The organism is Lachnospiraceae bacterium KGMB03038, from assembly GCA_007361935.1.
Lineage (GTDB): Bacteria > Bacillota > Clostridia > Lachnospirales > Lachnospiraceae > Massilistercora.
The window spans coordinates 1,082,501-1,102,758 of record CP041667.1 but is presented as its reverse complement, the minus strand read 5'-3'; the positions used below and the strand labels follow the sequence as shown (position 1 = coordinate 1,102,758).

Annotated in this window: 18 protein-coding genes, 1 rRNA gene and 1 pseudogene (1 of these 20 cut by a window edge); 6 read left to right on the top strand and 14 right to left on the bottom strand. The window is 49.7% G+C overall.

What is annotated here, in order from left to right; translation table 11 throughout:
• Window positions 1–34: 34 nt before the first annotated feature.
• From FND36_05295 to FND36_05280, 4 genes are read right to left on the bottom strand one after another with little or no spacing between them, the layout of a single operon-like run.
• Window positions 35–751: a hypothetical protein gene (locus tag FND36_05295; protein QDW73506.1), complete on the bottom strand. Its 717-nt coding sequence runs from the start codon at window positions 749–751 to the stop codon at window positions 35–37.
• A gap of 17 nt (window positions 752–768) precedes the next feature.
• The gene (locus FND36_05290) at window positions 769–3,159 is read right to left on the bottom strand and encodes a transglutaminase domain-containing protein (protein QDW73505.1); all 2,391 of its coding nucleotides are present in this window, start codon (window positions 3,157–3,159) and stop codon (window positions 769–771) included.
• A gap of 57 nt (window positions 3,160–3,216) precedes the next feature.
• On the bottom strand, window positions 3,217–3,786 hold the full coding sequence (locus FND36_05285; protein QDW73504.1) for a hypothetical protein: 570 nt from the start codon (window positions 3,784–3,786) through the stop codon (window positions 3,217–3,219).
• A complete protein-coding gene (locus FND36_05280; GenBank protein ID QDW73503.1) occupies window positions 3,783–4,295 on the bottom strand; it encodes a sigma-70 family RNA polymerase sigma factor in 513 nt (170 codons plus the stop codon). The genes FND36_05285 and FND36_05280 overlap by 4 nt, the downstream gene beginning before the upstream one ends.
• Before the next feature lie 283 nt (window positions 4,296–4,578).
• Here FND36_05280 and FND36_05275 point away from each other — a divergent pair, with 283 nt between their 5' ends.
• The 3 genes from FND36_05275 (at window position 4,579) to FND36_05265 (ending at window position 7,383) form a co-directional block, all read left to right on the top strand.
• On the top strand, window positions 4,579–5,865 hold the full coding sequence (locus FND36_05275; GenBank protein ID QDW75542.1) for an aminotransferase class I/II-fold pyridoxal phosphate-dependent enzyme: 1,287 nt from the start codon (window positions 4,579–4,581) through the stop codon (window positions 5,863–5,865).
• Window positions 5,866–6,066: 201 nt separating this feature from the next.
• On the top strand, window positions 6,067–6,825 hold the full coding sequence (locus tag FND36_05270; protein QDW73502.1) for a hypothetical protein: 759 nt from the start codon (window positions 6,067–6,069) through the stop codon (window positions 6,823–6,825).
• Window positions 6,826–7,383: a hypothetical protein gene (locus tag FND36_05265; GenBank protein QDW73501.1), complete on the top strand. Its 558-nt coding sequence runs from the start codon at window positions 6,826–6,828 to the stop codon at window positions 7,381–7,383.
• A 50-nt stretch (window positions 7,384–7,433) separates the two neighbouring features.
• Here FND36_05265 and FND36_05260 read toward each other — a convergent pair whose 3' ends face one another.
• The 9 genes and pseudogenes from FND36_05260 to FND36_05220 all read right to left on the bottom strand — a co-directional run bounded on the left by FND36_05260 (window position 7,434) and on the right by FND36_05220 (window position 16,210).
• On the bottom strand, window positions 7,434–8,072 hold the full coding sequence (locus tag FND36_05260) for a lactate utilization protein (protein QDW75541.1): 639 nt from the start codon (window positions 8,070–8,072) through the stop codon (window positions 7,434–7,436).
• A 4-nt stretch (window positions 8,073–8,076) separates the two neighbouring features.
• On the bottom strand, window positions 8,077–9,261 hold the full coding sequence (locus FND36_05255; GenBank protein QDW73500.1) for an amidohydrolase family protein: 1,185 nt from the start codon (window positions 9,259–9,261) through the stop codon (window positions 8,077–8,079).
• 219 nt (window positions 9,262–9,480) lie between these two features.
• Window positions 9,481–10,017, bottom strand: a pseudogene (locus FND36_05250) (hypothetical protein).
• A gap of 25 nt (window positions 10,018–10,042) precedes the next feature.
• Window positions 10,043–10,747 (bottom strand): DUF5058 family protein, encoded by a 705-nt coding sequence (locus FND36_05245; protein ID QDW73499.1) that lies wholly within the window; start codon window positions 10,745–10,747, stop codon window positions 10,043–10,045.
• Between the two features lie 15 nt (window positions 10,748–10,762).
• Complete coding sequence (locus FND36_05240; GenBank protein ID QDW73498.1) at window positions 10,763–11,938, bottom strand: M20 family metallopeptidase; 1,176 nt, start codon at window positions 11,936–11,938, stop codon at window positions 10,763–10,765.
• A gap of 5 nt (window positions 11,939–11,943) precedes the next feature.
• Window positions 11,944–12,669 (bottom strand): hypothetical protein, encoded by a 726-nt coding sequence (locus FND36_05235; GenBank protein QDW73497.1) that lies wholly within the window; start codon window positions 12,667–12,669, stop codon window positions 11,944–11,946.
• Window positions 12,670–12,673: 4 nt separating this feature from the next.
• Complete coding sequence (locus FND36_05230) at window positions 12,674–13,729, bottom strand: hypothetical protein (protein ID QDW73496.1); 1,056 nt, start codon at window positions 13,727–13,729, stop codon at window positions 12,674–12,676.
• Between the two features lie 15 nt (window positions 13,730–13,744).
• Window positions 13,745–15,157 (bottom strand): MmgE/PrpD family protein, encoded by a 1,413-nt coding sequence (locus FND36_05225; GenBank protein QDW73495.1) that lies wholly within the window; start codon window positions 15,155–15,157, stop codon window positions 13,745–13,747.
• A gap of 54 nt (window positions 15,158–15,211) precedes the next feature.
• Window positions 15,212–16,210 (bottom strand): hypothetical protein, encoded by a 999-nt coding sequence (locus FND36_05220; GenBank protein QDW73494.1) that lies wholly within the window; start codon window positions 16,208–16,210, stop codon window positions 15,212–15,214.
• A gap of 167 nt (window positions 16,211–16,377) precedes the next feature.
• Here FND36_05220 and FND36_05215 point away from each other — a divergent pair, with 167 nt between their 5' ends.
• From FND36_05215 to FND36_05205, 3 genes are all read left to right on the top strand, one after another.
• The gene (locus tag FND36_05215; GenBank protein ID QDW73493.1) at window positions 16,378–17,661 is read left to right on the top strand and encodes an AAA family ATPase; all 1,284 of its coding nucleotides are present in this window, start codon (window positions 16,378–16,380) and stop codon (window positions 17,659–17,661) included.
• A gap of 141 nt (window positions 17,662–17,802) precedes the next feature.
• Window positions 17,803–18,339 (top strand): flavodoxin, encoded by a 537-nt coding sequence (locus FND36_05210; protein ID QDW73492.1) that lies wholly within the window; start codon window positions 17,803–17,805, stop codon window positions 18,337–18,339.
• A 39-nt stretch (window positions 18,340–18,378) separates the two neighbouring features.
• Window positions 18,379–18,999: an HAD family hydrolase gene (locus FND36_05205; protein QDW73491.1), complete on the top strand. Its 621-nt coding sequence runs from the start codon at window positions 18,379–18,381 to the stop codon at window positions 18,997–18,999.
• 168 nt (window positions 19,000–19,167) lie between these two features.
• Here the strand turns inward: FND36_05205 and FND36_05200 are convergent.
• Window positions 19,168–20,258 (bottom strand): 23S ribosomal RNA (locus FND36_05200) (it continues 1,808 nt past the right edge of the window).

Sequence of the window (20,258 nt, the reverse complement as noted above, 5' to 3'; positions counted from 1 at the left end):
GATTTTTAAAAATCCCCCGGCCCTAATTGATTAATTATTTCCCTTCTACATAAGAGTAGACCATCTCTCCATTTTCATCTGTATAAGAAGTTTCAAACACATAGTCGGATACATCTTTTACCATTGCGAACACAGCCTTGCCTTCTGTAAAAGTATCTCCCGCGTAAAATTCATTGATCTCTGGCGTCTCTGATATATCCCACACGGTGGAAAGTCCGATATAGGCCACACCGTCTTTCTCGATTCCGCCGCCATCTGGATTCTCTACGCCGAAGTTTATATCCACGGTTGTGATCCCGTAATCCGCCTGTGGATAATCAGAGGGGAAGTTCACTTCGTATGTGATCATGCAGTATTCCAGATTATCGTCATCCAGATCCGTCAGTTTTACGACGCTGTCTGTGGCATTATAGGCATCGACTTCCTCCTGGGCGCCCCGGACAACGTCTGTGATCCGGTAATATACCGTATGATACTGCTCGTCTTCGGCAGAATATCTCTTTGTCTCCACCCATTCACCGATCTTCGCCGGCGCGTCGATGGATGTCTCTACCGGAGTGATCTCGCCGGACGCCGCGGCCTCATCGGCTTCTTCTTCCTTCGCGGCCTCTGCCTCTTCTTCTGTTTCCTCTTCTTCCTGCGTTGTTTCCTCTGCCGCCGGCTCCTGGCTTTCTTCTTCCTGTCCGCCGCAGCCCCACAGGGATACCGTGATCATACATACGCTCAACATTAATACCAGTCTCTTTTTCATTGTTCTTCCTCCTTTTCCTATTTCCCCTCTAAATAAATAACTCCCATCCAATAGTAGCCTGCCAGTTCACTGCCTCCAAAATCCTCCAGCACCTTCTGGGCGATAGTCTCAAACTCCTGATCGTTCAGGTCATAGTCGGTGCGAAGGGTGGCCCGGTCTCCCTCCTGGAGTTCATCGGCCAAAGATGCGGCAATCTGGTCCTGTTCAAAGAATTTATCCTGCAGCCGATAGTATTCTTTTTCATCGCTTGGCGCCCCATAGTCTCCCAGCTTACTGTCCAGGACAAACAGTTCATCTTCTACCAGGACTTTTCCCGCGGCCCTGTCCGGCAGATTCAAAAGAGCATTGAAGAGCTGCTCGTTATCATTATTGGTAGAATCTACGATCTGCCACTCTCCGTCTACCTTAACCTTATTCCAGGCGTGGGGAAGATTCCCCTCCAGATTCCCAGTCACTACGATGCAGTCCAGCCCCGCCGCCTGCGCCAGCAGCTTGAAAGCCCCGGAATAGCTGGCGCATACGCCCTTTTGGTTCAACAGGACTCCATAAGGTGTGAAAGAATCACTGTACTCCTCGTCCACCGTCTGGAACTGATTTTCCTCGGCATTTTCTAACGCCTCCATATCATATTCCGCTGTATCGCACAGATATTGATTGATGGCCAGCTCCTTCTCCAACTCTGACATATCTTCCCGGATGATCTCCCCTGTGACTCGGTCCACTTCTGCCGCGATTTCCTTTTGCTTTTCTTCCATAGTCTCCGGAGTCGTGTCGTATTGGACCAGCATAGTCTTCCCATCCCCAGAAACGGCGGCGCTTCGCACACCCAGGATCATGGGGTTCTGATAGACAGCCTCCATCCAGGCATCCGCCAGATATTCCTGGTCCGCGCTTTCCGGAAACTCACTCAGATCGATCATAGCCGTTCCCGTCAGCATGTTGGCCGCCAGGTACTCACTCAGCGCGCTGTTGGCTGTAATTTCGTATTCCGTCTGATAGACCTCTTCCTCTTCCGCCTCCCTTCCAGACTCTTCTTCCTCTTCCGTCTCCTCTTTCATCTCCAGATCTCTGGTCCCCGCCCGGTTCCTAAGGTCTTCCTGGCGCTTTTCGATCTCTTTTAGATCTTCTTCCCAGGTATCGGCGTTAAAGTTCTGTACCTTCACCACTCCGGTAAATCCGGTCCCCTCTATGGTATACGGCACCTTTACAAGATCCACATCCACCAGTCTTAGGTCCGACATGTCTTCCTTCTCATACTCGCCCCACTGTTCCGTCGTCCGCTGGGCCTGTTCAAAATCATACTCCAAAAGCTTCTGTACCAGCGTTCCGTCACACATGGTCACCCATTTATAGGAAGGCATATTTCCAAAGCCATCCGCGTAATTGGATCCCTCTTTCTCCAGGCTCATCTTGGTCTCTTCCATGTAAGGCACCCTCCTTGCGATATCCTGCTCGTGGAAGGTATTGCTCACCGCCGAGGTTCCCTTCTTGGAAACCGCGATCACACAGTAATACGTTTCGTACACTTCTTCCGGATAGATCGGTTCTGCCCCCTCTCCATACCGCTCAATATTATAGTCTTCTGACCGCTCTGCCTCCGACACGGAAAACGTTCGGAAATCCGAGGCCTGTTCCGGCTTCCACTTGGTATCGCTTGTCTCTCCGATCACCTGGCCGGCGCCGCTGTAACCCGATTCCTGGTCATAGCCAAGTTCCATCACATAATAATTGTCGGCTCCTTTCAGCTCCTGCCAGGAGAAGACAGGCAGGCCGTCGTCATCGATCGAGATGGAAAGTCTTGGCGCCTGGCTGACCTCATGCTTGACCGTCACCACCCTCACCAGCGGCTTGTTCAGCTTTTCGCCAGTCTTGGCATCCACGTACTGAGCCAGGTAATACTGAGGCAGATTCCCCCAGTCTTTCAACTCTCCTTTGTCAAAGAGTTCCAGCGCTCCCGGCTCATTGCCCGGTACATCGGGATCCAGCTGGGAGGCGCTGATCCCTCCCGCGTTCCACCTGGGAGGTGTAATGGACAGCACCTGTTTTTCCTCGTCCCATTCATAATGGGTCCCTACACGCTGGGTCAGCTCAGGGTCCTGATAGACTGCCGCGATCTGGGGATATTCATCAAATCCCGCGTTCATGATATCAAATCCCATCTCCAGCTTCAGAGATTCATCCCTTTCAATATCCCGGATTGCCTCCCCGTACTCATAGCGTTCTTCTTTTGCGTATTTCTCCTTCACGCTCTGGGCCAGCTTCTGAGCCTCGATCTTCTCTTCGTCCCTTACAGTCCCTTCTTCTTCCCCCTTTCCGCATCCGGCGGCCAGCAAAGAAACCGCCGCAAGGATCCCAATGCTTTTTGCCGCCCATCTTTTTACCGCCCTTCCCCACTCATTCTTCCTCATCAGCACATCCTCCCTCCTTGGGCTTCTACTATCAATACCCCTCCTTTCATCAAAAGGTTACAGACTTTTCCAGATTTTTTTCAATTCTTCCACAAATTCTTCCTGGCTCATATCCTCCCCTTCCGCAAAGTAATAGACGTCTTCGCTTTTCCAGGCCGCATACCAGCAGGATTGATCCGGATCTTTGCCGATCTTCACTTCCCGGCCTTCCACGTAGCTTGTATCCGCCTCCCACAATCCTTGGGGAAGAAACTTAGCGGAAGGAACCTCTTGAACAGAAATCCCATCCCGCGCCTCTTCTTCCTCTTCACTGCTTCCTGCCTGCCCAAGATTCATCTCCAGTTCCCACTGCCCCGCCTGCTCCGCAACCTTGGCAACATGGATCTCATCGCCAGTTTCCCCCAGCAATCCTGTATAATTTCCCAGAAGCACCAGACACAGGCAGGCTGCCGCCGCCAGGATCCCGGCTGCCGCCCAGTTCTTCTTCCTGCGCCGCTTTGGTTCTTCTTCCATGGCCTGCCGCATGGCCTCCAGCGTTTTGTCCTTTAGCGATTCCGGCACATGGATATTCTCTGTTTCCAGCCGATATGAATATTCCCACAAACTTTCCTTTTGGTTTTCTTTCATTCCCTCTCTCCTTCTAACCGTTCCCGCAGCATATCCCTTGCGCGGGACAGCCTGGTCTTGACCGCGCTCTCTGTAAGTTCCAGAAGTCCCGCGATCTCTTTTACCGAAAATTGTTCGTAATAAAATAGATGGATCACATCCCTGTAATTCTCCGGCAGAGTCCATACGACTTCCCACACGCTGTTTTCTCCCAGCGGCATCTCATAAGAAAGTTCTGCCCGGTCTTCCCGGTCCATGGGGATGGTATGTTTCCGGTACGCGTTTGCGAACTGCTTCTTGCAGCAGTTGACCGCGACCCGGATCAGCCAGTGTTTCAGATGGGCTTCTCCCAGAATCTTTCCTCTATGCCGGACAAGCCGCAGGAACACTTCCTGGAATACATCTTCCGCATCGCTTTTATTTTTCATATGAAGCAGCGCGATCCGGTATACCATATCTCCGTAGATCTCCAGCGCGCGCGCCGGATCTGTCTGGACTTTTCCCGATTCCCCCTCATTTTCTCTCTTCATAAGTAATACCCTTTATCTTTCCAAATCGTTACATTTATTGTACCATAAACTCCTGTTAACTTTCTGTTCTTCTTCTCTTTTTTATTTTTGAATTATTTTTTGCTTGATATTTCATAATCAAACTTGGTTTTTAATATTTTTACGATATTTTTATTATTTTTTGCAAGAATCCATTGACGATTTTTCAATTTGTGATAGAATATTGAAATGACGCCGGGTTTCAGGGTTTGAAACCTGTGTTTTGCAGAAATAATAAGGAATATGATGGATGGAGGATGATAGCGTGACACCCTACAGTGAATTATCAAAAGAAGAATTATTGGCGTTGAAATCCAAACTGGAAGCGCAGTTCGAGAAGGAAAAAAGCAAAGGCCTGAAACTGGATATGTCCAGAGGAAAACCGTCTACAGAGCAGCTTAATCTGTCTATGGGGATGATGGATGTGCTCACCAGCGATTCTGACCTTGTCTGTGAGGAAGGAGTAGACTGCCGCAACTACGGCGTGCTGGACGGCATCAAAGAGGCTAAACAGCTTCTGGCCGACATGATGGAAGTCCCTAAGGACAATATCGTTATTTTTGGCAATTCCAGTCTGAACGTCATGTTCGATACCGTTGCCCGCTGTATGACTCACGGTGTGCTGGGCAGCACTCCCTGGTGCAAGCTGGATAAAGTAAAATTCCTGTGTCCGGTCCCCGGATATGACCGTCATTTTTCTATTACTGAATATTTTGGCATTGAGATGGTTCCCGTTCCTATGACACCGGAAGGCCCGGATATGGATATTGTGGAAGAACTGGTCAGCACGGATCCTTCCGTAAAAGGAATCTGGTGCGTTCCAAAGTATTCCAATCCTCAGGGCATCACCTACTCTGACGAAACGGTACATCGGTTCGCCAAATTGAATCCCGCGGCGGAAGATTTCCGTATCTTCTGGGATAACGCTTACGGCATCCACCATCTTTATGAGGATAAGCAGGATTATCTTCTGGAAATCCTGATGGAATGTAAGAAGGAAGGCCATCCGGACATGGTCTACAAGTATTCTTCTACTTCCAAGATCAGCTTCCCCGGTTCAGGGATCGCGGCCATCGCCGCTTCCGATGCTAACTTAGCTGAGATCAGGCAGCAGATGAAGATCCAGACCATCGGCCACGACAAACTCAATCAGCTTCGCCATGCCCGGTTCTTCAAAGATATCCATGGGATGGTAGAACACATGAGGAAACACGCGGATATCATGCGTCCTAAATTCGATATCGTACTGGAGACCTTGGAGAAGGAAATTGGAGGCCTTGGCATCGGTTCCTGGATCGCTCCCAGAGGCGGTTACTTCATCTCCTTTGACTCCATGGACGGCTGTGCCAAGAAGATCGTAGCCAAAGCTAAAGAAGCGGGACTTGCCATGACTCCTGCCGGAGCCACTTTCCCTTATGGCAAAGATCCGCATGACAGCAATATCCGTATTGCTCCTTCCTACCCAACAGTAGAGGAACTGAAGCTGGCTACAGAGATCTTTATCTTAAGCGTCAAACTGGTCAGTGTAGACAAAATCTTAGAGAGCAAATAAACCTGACCGCAATTAATACGGCCCATAGTATAATCCGGGGCGTGGAAAGCTTGTTCTTTCCACGCCCCGTTTTGGCTGATCCTTATGGTCAAAATATTGTTCCAGTTTATCATAAATCAGACCTTAAAACAACCGCTTTTGCCCCTTCCGGCCATGTGCTATAATAGTCTTTGCAGAGACTTTTGAGAGGATGGACACAGGATGCAGATCGACTTAAAATTACAGCAAAAACAGACCCTTTCTCACGCTCAGATCCAGTCTTTAAACGTACTGGCTTACGATTGTGTGGAACTCAATCAGTTTCTCCAGGATGAGTATCTGGAGAATCCTCTTCTGGATTATACGGAGACGGTAGCAAACCCTGCCAAAACGGATGCGCCCCCGGCCTACGCCGCCGCTCTGTCCCGTCAGGACCAGCAGAAACCCGGGGACATCCCCTGCTCGGAAGAAGAGACGATCCAGCAGTTTCTCTTAAATCAATTGGATATGAAGCGTTACAGCAAGGCGGAGTGGGCCTTGATAAAATATTTGACCAACTGCCTGGATGAAAATGGATATTTCCCCTTTTCTATAGAAGAGATCCAGGAGCAGACTAACGCCGATGCCAAGACCATCTCCCGATGCCTGGAGGAACTGCGGCTTCTGGAGCCTGCGGGGATCTTCTCTCCAGATCTTACTTCCTGCCTTATCAGCCAGCTTGATGAATCTTCCAAAGAGTATGAACCTATGAAGGCTATGATCCAAAACCATATGGAAGATATGGCCTTGGGGCGGATCAGTTCCATCTCCCGCGCCTTGAACCTTTCCACCGCTTCTGTGCGCAAATGCATGGAACGCATCCGGGTGCTGAATCCACGTCCCCTGTCCGGGCTTTCATCCGGCCAGGATCATTTCGTCATCCCGGATATTATTTATTCCTATTTTGAAGGGAACTGGCAGATTTCGCTGAACGATAACTAGGTGGAAAACTATCACCTGAACGACTATTATATAAAAATGATGCAGACTGCCAAAGACCCGGAACTGAGCAAATATTTCGAGGGAAAGCTCTCGCGGGTCCAGTTTCTCTTCACCTGCATTGAACAGCGTCGGAAAACCCTCTTTTCTCTTGCGGAACAGATCTTAAGCTGTCAAAGCGGCTTCTTTCTCTCCAAGGAGCCTCTCCGTCCCATGACCATGGCCGCCCTTTCAGAGAAACTGGGGATCCACCCTTCCACTCTCAGCAGAGCCATCAAGGGAAAATATGTCCAGTATCCCAAGGGCGTTATCTCCTGCCGGGATCTGTTCACCGCAAGCGCGATCCCCACAGAAGGCCAGGATCAGGAACGTGCCTTGTCTCAGGAAGACATCAAAAACCGGATCCAGGCAGCCATAGACGGGGAAAACAAATCCAAACCCTACAGCGATCAGAAATTAGTCAAGCTGCTGGAAGAGCAGGGAATCTCCATCTCCCGGCGGGCCGTCACCAAGTACCGCCAGGAACTGGGGATTGGAAGCAGCGTAGACCGAAAAGAATAAGGGCGTCGGCGATCCACCCATATCCGGTGTTTCGTCAGCGCCCTTTTTTCTTAATGTCCTAATTCTTCGCCTACCAAGATCACTTTGATCCGGCCGTCAAACCGTGAGTGTCTGGTTATGACCACCTGACAGCACATCGTCTGGGGAGAATGGCAGCTGCCGCAATGGCCTGTGATCCCGCATGGCGTCTTTGAGTCAAACACTGCCGCGTTCGCGGGGGAAGATACGTTTTGTACTCTCTTGATCCCGCTGTCTGTGTCGGCGGTCACTTTGTTCATTCCCGCGATAATGATCACGTTCTTTGGCCCATAGACCAGACAGGCAAGGCGGTTGCCTTTTCCATCAATGTTGATCAGCTCCCCGTCAATGGTGATGGCGTTGGTGCTCATCAGAAAATAATCCGATGCCACGGTCTGGAAGAAGACCTCTCTGGTCTCCTCAGGCGTCTTGGCTTTGCGCCGGTCGATCAGGGTCAGCCCCTCTTTTTCTTCTACCGCCTTTAAGATTCCCGTCTCATCCAGAGTAACAGAACCGCCAAACCCAACGGTCCCGCCCTCTTTCATCATCTCCATGGCCAGTTCTCTGGCCGCTTCCCGGTCTTCACAGTAGAATCCTTCCATGTTCCGTTTCCGAAGATTCTGGATCATGGTATCCGCCAATTTCCGATAGGCTTTCTTTTTCGGCGTCATATTCTTATCCTCCATATACAACCTCTCCATTCAGGTATACCGTATTGACATTTTCCAATGCCTGGATGTCCGAAGACGCATCTCCGTCTACGATCAGAAGGTCTGCGCACAGGCCTTCTTTGATCTGGCCGACTTTGTCTTCCATATCCATCACTTTCGCTCCATTCATGGTCCCTACCTGGATCGCTTCCACCGGCGTAAGACCATATTCCACCATGTAAGCCAGTTCTTTGGCCACATACAGGTCGCTTCTTCCATCGGCGGTGATATTATCTGTTCCCGCCGTCACCAACATCCCTATATCATAGTATTCTTTGAAATGGTCCTTATACATATCGGAAGCCGCTTTACTGTAATAGTATTCTCTTGGTTTTTCTTCCATGCCCGCGCATTTCTTCTCCATATTCTGGTAGATCGTCGCGTACGGAAGGATCGTAGGCGTCCAGGCGATTCCCTTTTCCGCCATTTCCTCGGCCTGTTCTCTGGTCATAAAGGTAGCATGTTCAATCGTGTCAAACCCTGCCTTGATACACATCCCTATGGAAGGCTGAGTTCCAGAATGTACCATGATCTTTACTCCAAGCCGGTGACTTTCCTCTACCGCCAGATTCAGTTCTTCCTGGCTGTACTCGCACACGTCTGAGCGATGGCTGGTCATGATCTTGATCCATTTACTTCCATGTTTGACTCTTGTACGGATGGCTTTTCTGAGCGCATCCATCCCGTCTGTCTCTTCTACGCCTTCCCCCAGTCCAAAAGCGCTTCCGTGTCCGCCTGTGATACACAGAGCGCATCCGCCATATTCCATTCTGGGGATCTTGAAGAGTCCCATTTGGGATGCCGCTTTCAGTGTCATGCAGACTCCTTCTGGAGACCCCATATCCCTAAGCGCGGTCACTCCTCGGCTAAATGCGTCTTTGGCGTATTTTTCTGTAATATACGCCATCATATAGTCATTCATGACAGCGGGCCGGCACGCGAAATGTCCCAGGTGGGCGTGGCAGTCGATCAGGCCGGGGAGCAGCGTGCTCCCCGGATAATCCCTGACCTCTTCCTCTGGATACATATTTTTCAATTCGCTGGCAGAACCGACCTTCCGAATTTTACCGCGCTCATCTACACAGACAGCCCCATCGTCTATTACCGTTTTCCCATCGCCTGTTACGATTTTCTTCGCTGTGATCAACATGGCATATCCTCCTATTTCCCGCGGATTTTACGCGTCTTTTTGCTCTCCCTTTTTTGCCTGCTCTCTCTTATGCAGCCACAGAGCGAACGCGATAGAACCAAATACACCTACCAATGAAGTGATATAACTTGGGTTTGGTCCAAGAATACTGAACACTCCATTGTTTACCATCAGACAGAAGGAGATACCCAGGATCAAGGCTACCGGTACGATCTTTGGCTTATTCATGGCAAACTGTACAAATACAGCTCCAAAGAGAGCTGGAAGCAGATAGTTGAACGCATCCAGCACACTCTGCGGCAGATAATTCATGATAATACTGCTGAAGATCGCTCCGATCGCCAGGATTGGAATATTGATAAATACAGATGTACAGATTCCAAGGGTAGAAATGATGGAACCTTCCGGGGTTCCCTGTTCTACGCCCGCTTCCTTCTGAGCCATGACCGCGCAGGGCACACGCATATTGGAAGTATTTCCGGCCACAACGTTGATATAGGTTCCCGCGGACCCTACGATCGGGAAGTTGGAGATCGGCTCAACAAACCATACAACACCGATGGCGCTTGCGATTGAAATCCATCCGGTCACTACCGCGCCCCATGGAATATCGATGCCGTATACCACCGCGGTCAGAACGATTGGGATAAAGCAGAATACTACACAGATATAGTTTCCGATCTTGCTGCTTTTGTGTACGCTTTTCAGATATTTATTTTGGTAAATGTCCTCTCTTACTTCTTCTGGTTTTAACATGCTTGGTACCTCTCTTCCTTTGATTTTATAATAACGCTGTAATGATCATTGCCGGGAAAATGGCGATAGTCAGGTTCCACTGAGACAGCCATTTGATCTGCTTCTTCTGCGCGACAACACAGCAGACCGCCATGATCGCCGCTCCTAAGAGACAAGAGATCGTAGTCTTGTCCAAAGCTGTCAGATAAGTCGCGTTGTTTGCTCCAAGAGCTCCCAGAAGGGCGCCTGTAGAGATGACCGGAAGAATCGCCCGACCGGCTTTCTTCACAATCTTGGTCTGGATCTTATCCATCTTATCAGAAGCAAAAGTTCCAAAGATAACCCACGGAATAGAACCCAGCACCATAACGCAAAGCCCTGCCATAAAGGCATCCTTTGTCATCGGGTCCACACCGGCCTGTACGCCTGTGGCTGCCGCTCCGAATCCTGCCGCCATCAGCTCGAACATCGAGTTTCCTACATAAGAAAGACGCATGAAGGCTACCGGTCCTCCCATGATCGCCATGACCGCGAACATACCTGCCAGACAGGCGATGGACGGTCCAATGGCTGTGATGGCGCTGGTTTTTACCGCTGTCTTTAACTGCGCGTCTTCAAGGCCGATCTCCTGTCCCGCCTTGTAAGTCTTTTTCCACATCCTTCCCGCTAAAAACAGCAGAAATACTACCGGAAGGCCGCAGCCAATCCACATTACCGCACTATTCAGTTCTTGTAAGTTCATAAGTTCCATGTTCGTTTCCTCCTTCTACTTTGTACTCTTCTTTTCCCTTAGTTCTTCTTTTGCTTTATCAACAAGGGTCGGATCATTGAAAAGATCCATCCCTGTCATAGCCAATGCTTTTGCCGCCCGTATCGCCGCCCTGGCTCCTTGCTCTCCCGCGCTCGCCTTTACAAAAGAATCTGAGTGAGGGATCGCCGGGCTTCCTACGCCAAGCATTACCTGGAAAGCCGGAATCCGGTGGGATACATTGCCAACATCGCTGGAGGCAGGGCCTTCCTTAGCGTTCCTTACATCGATCGTCTCGCCAAGCTGAATCAGATTCTGTTCTACCAGGCCGATCAACACTTGATTATTGATCAGGTTCATATAAGGAACGCCAATCTCTTCGATATCCACCGTACAGCCTGTGGAAAGCGCAGCCGCTTCCGCGCACTTTTTCACCCGCTCTGTAAGCCAGTCCAGATCCTCGGCAGTAGCCGCGCGGATGGCAAATTGCGCCTCTGTCAGATCTGGGATCACATTGGTCACCACACCGCCTTGCTTGATGATCCCATGCATTTTCATGCTGGTCTTGGTCGTTACCCGCAGGCCGTTGATATTATTAAACAACTGGATCACTGCTTCTACCGCGCTGTTTCCTTTCTCTGGACACGCGCCGGCATGGGCCGCCTTCCCGTGAAAGGTAAAAGAATATGCCGCGATAGCAAGTAAAATGTCGTTTAACACCGTATGGGAATTGGGATGGAAGACCATCGCGCAGTCCAAGTCGTCCATCACTCCCGCCTGATAGAGGATTTCCTTTCCGCCTCCGCTTCCTTCTTCCGCCGGGGTTCCTATAACTACTACATTCCCGCTGTACTCTCCCATGGCCTCCGCAAGTCCCACGGCCGCCGCTGCCGCGGAAGAACCAATGATGTTATGTCCGCAGGAATGGCCATTAGGCAGGGCATCATACTCACAGAGGTATCCGACTACCGGTCCCTCTCCTGTTCCTTTTTTCTCTGCCCGGAAAGCCGTCTCAAGACCTCCTGCCCCCATTTCTACGGTAAATCCATGCTTTTCCAGGAACTCTTTCAAAGCGGCGCTCGCTTTATACTCTTTAAAACCAGGTTCCGGGTTCTCGTGAATGTATTCACAGAGTTCCGTCACTTCCTCTTTGATCTGATCGATCACTTCTATTATTTTGTCTTTATCGTACATATTCCTCACTCTCCTTTTCTGAAATGCTCCGCGATGGGCAGATGTTCTGCGGAAAGTCCAAGTCTTTTTAACGCGGCGTAAATCTGGATCTGATTTACGGAAAACAGCGGCAGCTTTATGATTTCTTTTAATTCCGGTATGATCGGCCTCAGCCGATACGTAGGACTGTCGAAAAAGACGGCCTGCGCGCCTTTGAAATCAGCCCGCCTCACTTTTTCCAGGACCAGCTGGGTGTCTATCTGGTCAACCCGCAGTCTGTCCTCGTCCGGCTCGTCAAAAATATTGATCAGGTTCGTCACCTCGATATCATGGTTCTTAAAAAACAACTGCTCCAAAAGTCCCAATTCCACGCCGAAAGCGGATACGATCGCGATGTGTGTGATCCCCAGCTCCTTAAAACACTTTTTTGTCTCCAGCGCCGGCACGATCACCGGACGGCCGCTTCTCTGCTCCAGCATATTGACGATCTCATACCCCTTGATGGCGCTTCCCGTCATACTGGGACAGATGATCAGATCCGGATCCTTATCCTTAAATTCATCCAGCGCTCCAGGGAGCGCTCCCAGGAATTCCATCAGTCCGTCATAAGACACTCTCTCCAGAGGCGCGTAGGTCATCAACACCTCCACGTTCTTTGGAAATCCGATCTGCATTTCCTCCGCGATCACAGAACTTTTGCTGTCTGTTACATTGATGACGCCTACCACGTATTTCGTCTGTTCTTTTTCCATATCTCTATTTTTCTCCCGTTTCAAGGTAGCGGTTGATCTCCTTTGGCCCCATATTGCTCAGCCCAAAGTAGGAAGTTGTCCTTCCCGTCTCATAGAAATCTGTCTGGTTCAGCGCGGAGGCAATAGCGATCAAGCCTTCACACAGCGGCGCTTTGATCCCAAACTGTTTCGCCAGCGACAAAAGCAGGCTGTTTCCGGCATGGGCATCCTCCGTCACATAACGGTGATGGATACTGGTAGGTCCTTCCAGTCCCCGGAAGATGGTAAGTTCCGGATACTTCTCATATTCCATGAGGGCTTCCATCTGTCCTACCGCCCGGCCTATTTCGTAGCCCATCCACTCCATGACTTTGGCTTTCTCTTCTTCTACCGCCCGGATCAGCGTGATCAGGGAGGGACAGATTCCATCCCGGTACAGCCGGAAGTCTTCCATGGTCTCCATTTTAGTAGTCCCCAGCAGGCTTCCCGCAAGATGGATGGAAGTATTGGGTGAATTCAGGGTCGCTTCAAATACATTTTTCACGGCGTGGCATGGATATACTTCATTCATTGCCGCTATGTACCGCTCATTGTCTTTCGCCGGAAATGCGGACATTCCCTTTTCTTTATAGGGGAACGCGCTGATCAATTTCCCATCCGGGAGCATCCGGCAGGGATAGATATTTCCCTGCATTTCTCCTACCAGCACGTCTTTATCTTTGATCTTATTTTTCAGGATGATGGATGCGCAGTTTCCCGCGGAAAAACACACTGTCTGATCGTCCTTCAGATACGGGAGCATCAGATCCATGAATTCTTCCTGGCGCTGTGCCATCGCGCCGATCAGAATGTACTCTGGATCCTCCATGGCTTCCTGGATATCTGTGGTGATATGGGCGATCTTAGCTCTCCCGTTCACCGCGTTTCCTGTGATCTCTACAAATCCCCTCTCTTTGATCTCTTCGATTTTCTCTGCGTGCTCTTTGATCTCAAACAGCGTTACTTCATGCCCCTGGAGGGAAAGATCCGCGGCCATCATGATCCCGGTCCCGCCTCCGCCCATTACAGTAATCTTTTTCATCGCGCTGTCTCCTTTCTACACAAGAAGATCATGGATCTTGGACATATCGTCAACATTTTCCAGATTCAGGATGAAGTCCATCAGCTTCTCTGTCTTCTCCGGTGTAAGAGCAAAGGATGCCTCTCTGCGGAACAGATCACAGAACTCTTCTCTTGTCAGCATATCCAATGGATGGCCTTTGTGAGTCCTCTGTGTCTTCTCATAGACGGTTCCGTCTTTCATCTTGATAGTAACCGTCTTCTTGGGATGGCTTCCCTGCTGGAATACATGGAAACATTCCAGAAGTGTGTCTTCCTTGTCCGGACCTGCCTTTACTTTCTTTCCATATTCAATGATCTTAGGATCGTTGAATTTCTCCTCGGTGTACCAGTTTGGACCCGGATTCGGATCGATCAGCGCAGCGGCGATCACGTATGGAATACTGAACTGCGCTTCCATCAGGCTCTCAAACCCATCTTCATAGAAGTGCATCCGGTACTGGGTCGGCGGATTCACGATGATCTCTTCGATATCGTCTGGATTGATGCTGTTCTCTTTCACCATATCCAGCACCATCTCTACCGGTGTCTGTACCCACATGTTTGCCGGCCAGTGTTTTACCAGCACGTCCATCATATAGAAGTTCTCATTCAGCCCCCGATTCAGCCAGGATCTGTCTACTGCCTTTGTCAGTTGTTCGCAGTAAGCGTAAGGGATATCAAAGCAGTCCTTCAGATTGGCTACGCCTTCTTTTGCTCCCATAGCCGCCAGAACACCATTCTGAGACGTTATTCCATATTCATAGTGGTATGCGTTGCTCATGGTTCCCTGCTGAAGATTAGAAGGCATTTTCGCGTACAGGACACTCATTCCAAACGCCTGATTCATCTGCTCCTTCGTTAATCCCATAAGCTTAGCCGCCGGTGTGGAAGCCGCGAAGATCTGCCAGTTCGCGATCGCCCAGCCTTGGCTGTGATCAAAATCATCTGCCGGCTGAACCGCCATAGACACTCTCTGGTAAACCTCCAGTCCTGCCACTACCGCTTCCAGATAGGATTTTCCATCCTTTTTCAAACCTTCCGCTACCGCCATGGCTACGGGAATCGCTCCCGCGTTTGGATGTCCGCCCCAGGCGCAGTCTTCCCAGTCCAGCATATCGGCTAGGGTTCCATTGGCGAAAGCGGCGCTTGCCATAGATAGCTGGTTTCCTCCCAGCCATACGGAAGACTCTCCGCCCTTTCCGCCATTGGCCGCCTCAGCGATCTTTACAACGCTGTCTGAAAGTTCGATGGGCTTTGCCGCCAGCGCTACGCCCAGTGTATGAAGTGTGAGCATCTTCGCCCGTTCGATCACTTCTTCCGGAATATTTTCGTATTTCAGATCCACCGCGTAATCCGCTAATTTCTGTGTGTATTCTGTTGCATCTGATTTAAAATATTTTCTTGCCATTTCCTTTTCCTCTTTTCTTTATAGTAAAAGTCAGGTTGAAACCTCCTTTTCCTTCTATGACAGGTCCAGCACTTTTCCGATTCCCTGTTCTTTAGCCCTGCGGTAAATGATATCTCCTACCGCCACGTCCAGGGCTCCCATTCCCATATGGGTATAAACAATGATCTCATCATCGTTTTCTCTTCCCGCGCATTTTCCGGCCGCTACCTCTCCCAGGTCTCCAGTCACATTATCCATGCTCAAGTTATACTGTGCCAGATAAGGGGCTTTGATGATCTGATGGTAGTCTGTGTCTCTGGATCCCAGATACCATTTGTCCGCTTTTCTGGAACATTCTGGATCCAGGTCGTTGAAAGAATATAAACCGGACACGAAACACCCCTTCTTCAGCCAGTCAAACATAACCAAAGGCTTTCTGGCCGTCGTCACCAAAAGAACGATATCCGCAGGTTCTACCGCGTCTTTTGCGTTTTCCCATATTGTGATCTTGATCTTTTCACCAAACTCGTCCTTCACTCGCTGGAGCGCCGCCGGGTTTTTATCGCAAAGCCTTAATTCTTCCAACTGAGGAAACGCATACAGGAAGCTGCGGATCCCTGCCATTCCTTCTGCTCCGCATCCTACCACCGCCAGTATCTTTGAGGATTTCTTCGCGAAATACTGGGCCGCCACAACTCCGTGGCCCCCCGCGGTCCGCATGGTGGTGATCGGAGTTGCCTCAACAATGGCATAAGGCTGTCCGTTCTCTTCATGACTGAGGATCAGAAGGTTTCCATAAGAGGATGGGATTCCTTCCTGCTGATAGGTATACATGTTTACCCATTTCATTCCTACGATCCCTTTGTCCTTTAAGTGGGCCGGCATCGCGATCAGCATGTTCGCGTTTTCCTTCCCCATCCAGATCGGTTCTTTTACCGGATGGAAGATCTGTCCATTTCCCAGGGCCTTAAATGTGTCGTTAACCGCTTCCAGCACATCCCCAGGGGATACCAGCTGTTCTGCCTCTGTTTTAGAGATGACTCTCACCTTAATTGGATAACTCATATGTCTCATTTCCTTTCTGCAAATTTTTCTTTTGAAATAATAATTAGCAATTTCTGTGCCAACTTTTCTCTTAATCTTCTTTTTCTCCTAGAATTCGTCTTTTTATTGACAATAACTTTTCAAATCCTTATAATCAATATCAAATTGTAAGATTAATATTATCGGAGTTGATATTTATGAAGCATCCATCACGCAGTGAACGGATTTATCAGGCGGTGGCAGAAGGGACTTCCCGTTTTGACCCAAGAAACCCCGCCTCCGCAATTGAAACTTTACAGATAAACGCCCTTGCGCAGAAGACTGGAATCCTGCCAAACAATATTAGTATGGAATTAAATCGGCTGTTTTCCGACGGGCTGGTCATGCGGGTTCGGGGACGCCCTGTGACCTACTTCAGCATATCTATCCTGGAGGAAATCTTGGAAAAACAGCTTCCAACCTACGAATTTATTTCCATGGACGCTTTTCTCGACTTTCTGGCTCCTCCCGCTCTTACAGCGGAATCCTCCTACTTTGCCAAACATCTGGAGGCTTCCGCTCAATCGGCCTTTGATTCCCTGATCGGAAGCAAAAAGAGTCTGCAGCCTCATATCGAACACGCAAAGGCGGCGATTTTGTATCCGCCTCATGGTCTGGACACGCTCCTGTCAGGGCCGACCGGCGTCGGCAAAAGCCATTTTGCCCACTGTATGTTTGATTTTGCCAAAAAAAGCGGCATGATCTCTCCCGCCACTTCTCTAGTCACTTATAACTGCGCCAACTACGCGGAGAACCCGCAGCTTGTCATGTCTCAGCTTTTTGGCCATTCCAAAGGCGCTTTTACAGGCGCTGATTCAGATAAGCCAGGTCTTGTGGAACTTGCTGACAAAGGAATTCTTTTCTTGGACGAGATCCATCGTCTAAACCCGGAAGGACAGGAGAAACTATTCCTTTTGATGGATCAGGGAATCTTCCAAAGACTGGGAGAAACCACCAAAACCCGACACGCGGATGTACTTTTGATCTGCGCTACTACAGAAAGTCCCAAGACCTCCATGCTCAGTACATTCCTGCGGAGGATTCCGGTACAGATCAAGCTTCCATCTCTGGCGGAACGCTCTGTAGCGGAACGGCTTCAATTGGTATTGTTCTTCTTTTGGAAAGAAGTTCAGAACTTAAAGAAAGATATACGGATCGACCGGGAGATCATCAGTACTTTTGTCCACTACGACTGTCCAAACAACATTGGTCAGCTCTATACAGACATCAGGCTCACCTGCGCCAACGCCTACTATAAGCATTTATTGAGACATCAGGATCATCTGGAGATCGAGTTTGGCAACCTGAACCAGAACATTGCCCTGTCTCTATTCACCGCCGGAGGAAGCAGCAAGATCTTAAACACCCTGCTTCGGGATGTGCCCATCGTGATTCGAAGCCATTTCACCCTTCAGGACTGTTTCGATAAGTATCTGCTGTAATGGATGGCTTTCTCTGCTTATCCGGCACGCCTGTTGTTGACATGTTTTGACCCAAATGATATATATAAAAAGAGGTATCTTATTTTTCTTCATCACCAAATGGAAACAAGAAGGATCAAAGACTAAGAGAGGAAAGTCAATATGAAAAAGGGATTGATCTTATATCAGTCAAAATACGGTTCCGCCAAGAAATACGCGAACTGGCTTCAAGAAATGACAAGCTTTGACTGTTTGGAAGTAAAAAAGGCGCCTTCCGGCAGCCTGAACCTCTATGAAACCATCATACTGTGCGGCGCGATCTATGCCTCCGGCATTTCCGGAATATCTTATCTGAAAAAAAATATCCAGCAGCTAAAAGCAGAGCATCACAAGAAAATCGCGATCTTCTGTGTCGGCGCCTCGCCTTATGATGAGAAAGCACTTCAGGAAATCCGACAGCTCAATCTGAAAGGGGATTTGGAAGATCTTCCCCTTTTCTACGGTCGGGGCGCCTGGGATGAAGAAGCCATGACATTCAAAGACAGGACCCTCTGCCGGCTGCTTCAGAAATCTGTGGCCAAAAAAGATCCAGCCACCTACGAACCCTGGATGAAGGCTCTCATGTGCGCGGTCGGACAAAAATGTGACTGGACGGATCGGAAATATCTGGACCCACTGATAGCATATCTGGATTTATAAATGATTCGCAGGTACTGAGAAAATAAAGGAGAGAATACAATGGCTTACAGCACTATGATTTTCGATATTGACGGAACCTTGACTGACAGCGCTTCCGCGATTTTATACGCTTTGCGAAAGACAGTACTGGCCATAACAGGCAGGGATTACGACTACAAAGAACTTAATTTTGCCCTGGGCACGCCAAGCTATCTTTCTCTTCAAAAACTTTGCGGTGATAAATGGCAGGAAGCCGCCCGGATCGGTCAAAGCTTCTACGAGGAAGCCATCTCCAAAATTCCTTTATTTGACGATATAGAAGAAACCATTACAAAACTGTATAAAAAAGGCACACATCTTGGGGTTGTCACATCCAAATCCCGCCTCCAGCTTGGACGTACTTTTGTAAACTACCCCATCTATTCCTGCTTTGAGCACATTGTCTGCGAAGATGACACTCCATATCACAAGCCAGACCCACGACCTCTGCTGGAATGTATCCGCCGCTTTGGAACAGACACCGCTTCCGCTCTTTACATCGGCGACACTTCTGCTGACTTCGGGTGCGCGAAACAAGCCGGCATCGATTTTGGACTGGCCTCCTGGGGCTGTACATCTGAGGAAGAAATCTCGACGGACGTTAAACTTAAGACGCCCTTAGACTTGCTGAAATACATATAGACAGTCTTTCGCCGGCAGAAAGATCCGGTAAAAAAAAGACCTAAGTCAGATAATCTAACTTAGGTCTTTTACATACCCTGAAAACTGCATACAAGAAATCATCCGTACCTTCCGCCTCCGCTTGAGAGCCCTTTCATTGGCTGTAACATCCAGCCCGCTCTCTTTGCTCTTGGTCATGCCCTCGACCGATTAGTAGCGGTCAGCTCCATACATTACTGCACTTCCACCTCCGCCCTATCTACCTCGTCGTCTTCAAGGGGTCTTACTAACTTATGTTAGGGAGATCTCATCTTGAGGGGGGCTTCACGCTTAGATGCCTTCAGCGTTTATCCCCTCCCGGCTTGGCTATCCTGCTATGCGCTTGGCAGCCCAACAGGTTCACCAGCGGCCAGTCCATCCCGGTCCTCTCGTACTAAGGACAGCTCCTCTCAAATCTCCTGCGCCCACGCCGGATAGGGACCGAACTGTCTCACGACGTTCTGAACCCAGCTCGCGTACCGCTTTAATGGGCGAACAGCCCAACCCTTGGGACCTACTTCAGCCCCAGGATGCGATGAGCCGACATCGAGGTGCCAAACCACTCCGTCGATGTGAACTCTTGGGAGTGATAAGCCTGTTATCCCCAGGGTAGCTTTTATCCGTTGAGCGATGGCATTCCCACTTAATACCACCGGATCACTAAGTCCTACTTTCGTACCTGCTCCACCCGTCGGTGTCACAGTCAAGCTCCCTTCTGCCTTTACACTCTTCGAATGGTTTCCAACCATTCTGAGGGAACCTTTGAGCGCCTCCGATACCCTTTCGGAGGCGACCGCCCCAGTCAAACTCCCCGCCTGACATTGTCCCCCGGCCGGATCACGGCCGCTGGTTAGAAATCCAATACTGCAAGGGTGGTATCCCAACAGCGACTCCACCACAACTGGCGTCATGGCTTCCAGCGTCTCCCACCTATCCTGTACATGCAATACCGAATCCCAGTATCAAGCTGGAGTAAAGCTCCATGGGGTCTTTCCGTCCTGGCGCGGGTAACCAGCATCTTCACTGGTATTTCAATTTCACCGGGTGCATTGTTGAGACAGCGCCCAAATCATTACGCCTTTCGTGCGGGTCGGAACTTACCCGACAAGGAATTTCGCTACCTTAGGACCGTTATAGTTACGGCCGCCGTTTACTGGGGCTTAAGTTCAAAGCTTCGCTTGCGCTAACCTCTCCCCTTAACCTTCCAGCACCGGGCAGGCGTCAGCCCGTATACTTCACCT

Excerpts from the sequence above, each read along its gene's own strand:
- FND36_05205 (QDW73491.1), top strand. The coding sequence starts at position 18,379 with ATGGCTTACAGCACTATGATTTTCGATATTGACGGAACCTTGACTGAC.
- FND36_05260 (QDW75541.1), bottom strand. The coding sequence starts at position 8,072 with ATGACGCCGAAAAAGAAAGCCTATCGGAAATTGGCGGATACCATGATC.
- FND36_05220 (QDW73494.1), bottom strand. The coding sequence starts at position 16,210 with ATGAGACATATGAGTTATCCAATTAAGGTGAGAGTCATCTCTAAAACA.
- FND36_05245 (QDW73499.1), bottom strand. The coding sequence starts at position 10,747 with ATGGAACTTATGAACTTACAAGAACTGAATAGTGCGGTAATGTGGATT.
- FND36_05280 (QDW73503.1), bottom strand. The coding sequence starts at position 4,295 with ATGAAGAGAGAAAATGAGGGGGAATCGGGAAAAGTCCAGACAGATCCG.
- FND36_05295 (QDW73506.1), bottom strand. The coding sequence starts at position 751 with ATGAAAAAGAGACTGGTATTAATGTTGAGCGTATGTATGATCACGGTA.
- FND36_05240 (QDW73498.1), bottom strand. The coding sequence starts at position 11,938 with ATGTACGATAAAGACAAAATAATAGAAGTGATCGATCAGATCAAAGAG.
- FND36_05285 (QDW73504.1), bottom strand. The coding sequence starts at position 3,786 with ATGAAAGAAAACCAAAAGGAAAGTTTGTGGGAATATTCATATCGGCTG.
- FND36_05235 (QDW73497.1), bottom strand. The coding sequence starts at position 12,669 with ATGGAAAAAGAACAGACGAAATACGTGGTAGGCGTCATCAATGTAACA.
- FND36_05255 (QDW73500.1), bottom strand. The coding sequence starts at position 9,261 with ATGTTGATCACAGCGAAGAAAATCGTAACAGGCGATGGGAAAACGGTA.
- FND36_05210 (QDW73492.1), top strand. The coding sequence starts at position 17,803 with ATGAAAAAGGGATTGATCTTATATCAGTCAAAATACGGTTCCGCCAAG.
- FND36_05230 (QDW73496.1), bottom strand. The coding sequence starts at position 13,729 with ATGAAAAAGATTACTGTAATGGGCGGAGGCGGGACCGGGATCATGATG.
- FND36_05290 (QDW73505.1), bottom strand. The coding sequence starts at position 3,159 with ATGAGGAAGAATGAGTGGGGAAGGGCGGTAAAAAGATGGGCGGCAAAA.
- FND36_05225 (QDW73495.1), bottom strand. The coding sequence starts at position 15,157 with ATGGCAAGAAAATATTTTAAATCAGATGCAACAGAATACACACAGAAA.
- FND36_05215 (QDW73493.1), top strand. The coding sequence starts at position 16,378 with ATGAAGCATCCATCACGCAGTGAACGGATTTATCAGGCGGTGGCAGAA.
- FND36_05270 (QDW73502.1), top strand. The coding sequence starts at position 6,067 with ATGCAGATCGACTTAAAATTACAGCAAAAACAGACCCTTTCTCACGCT.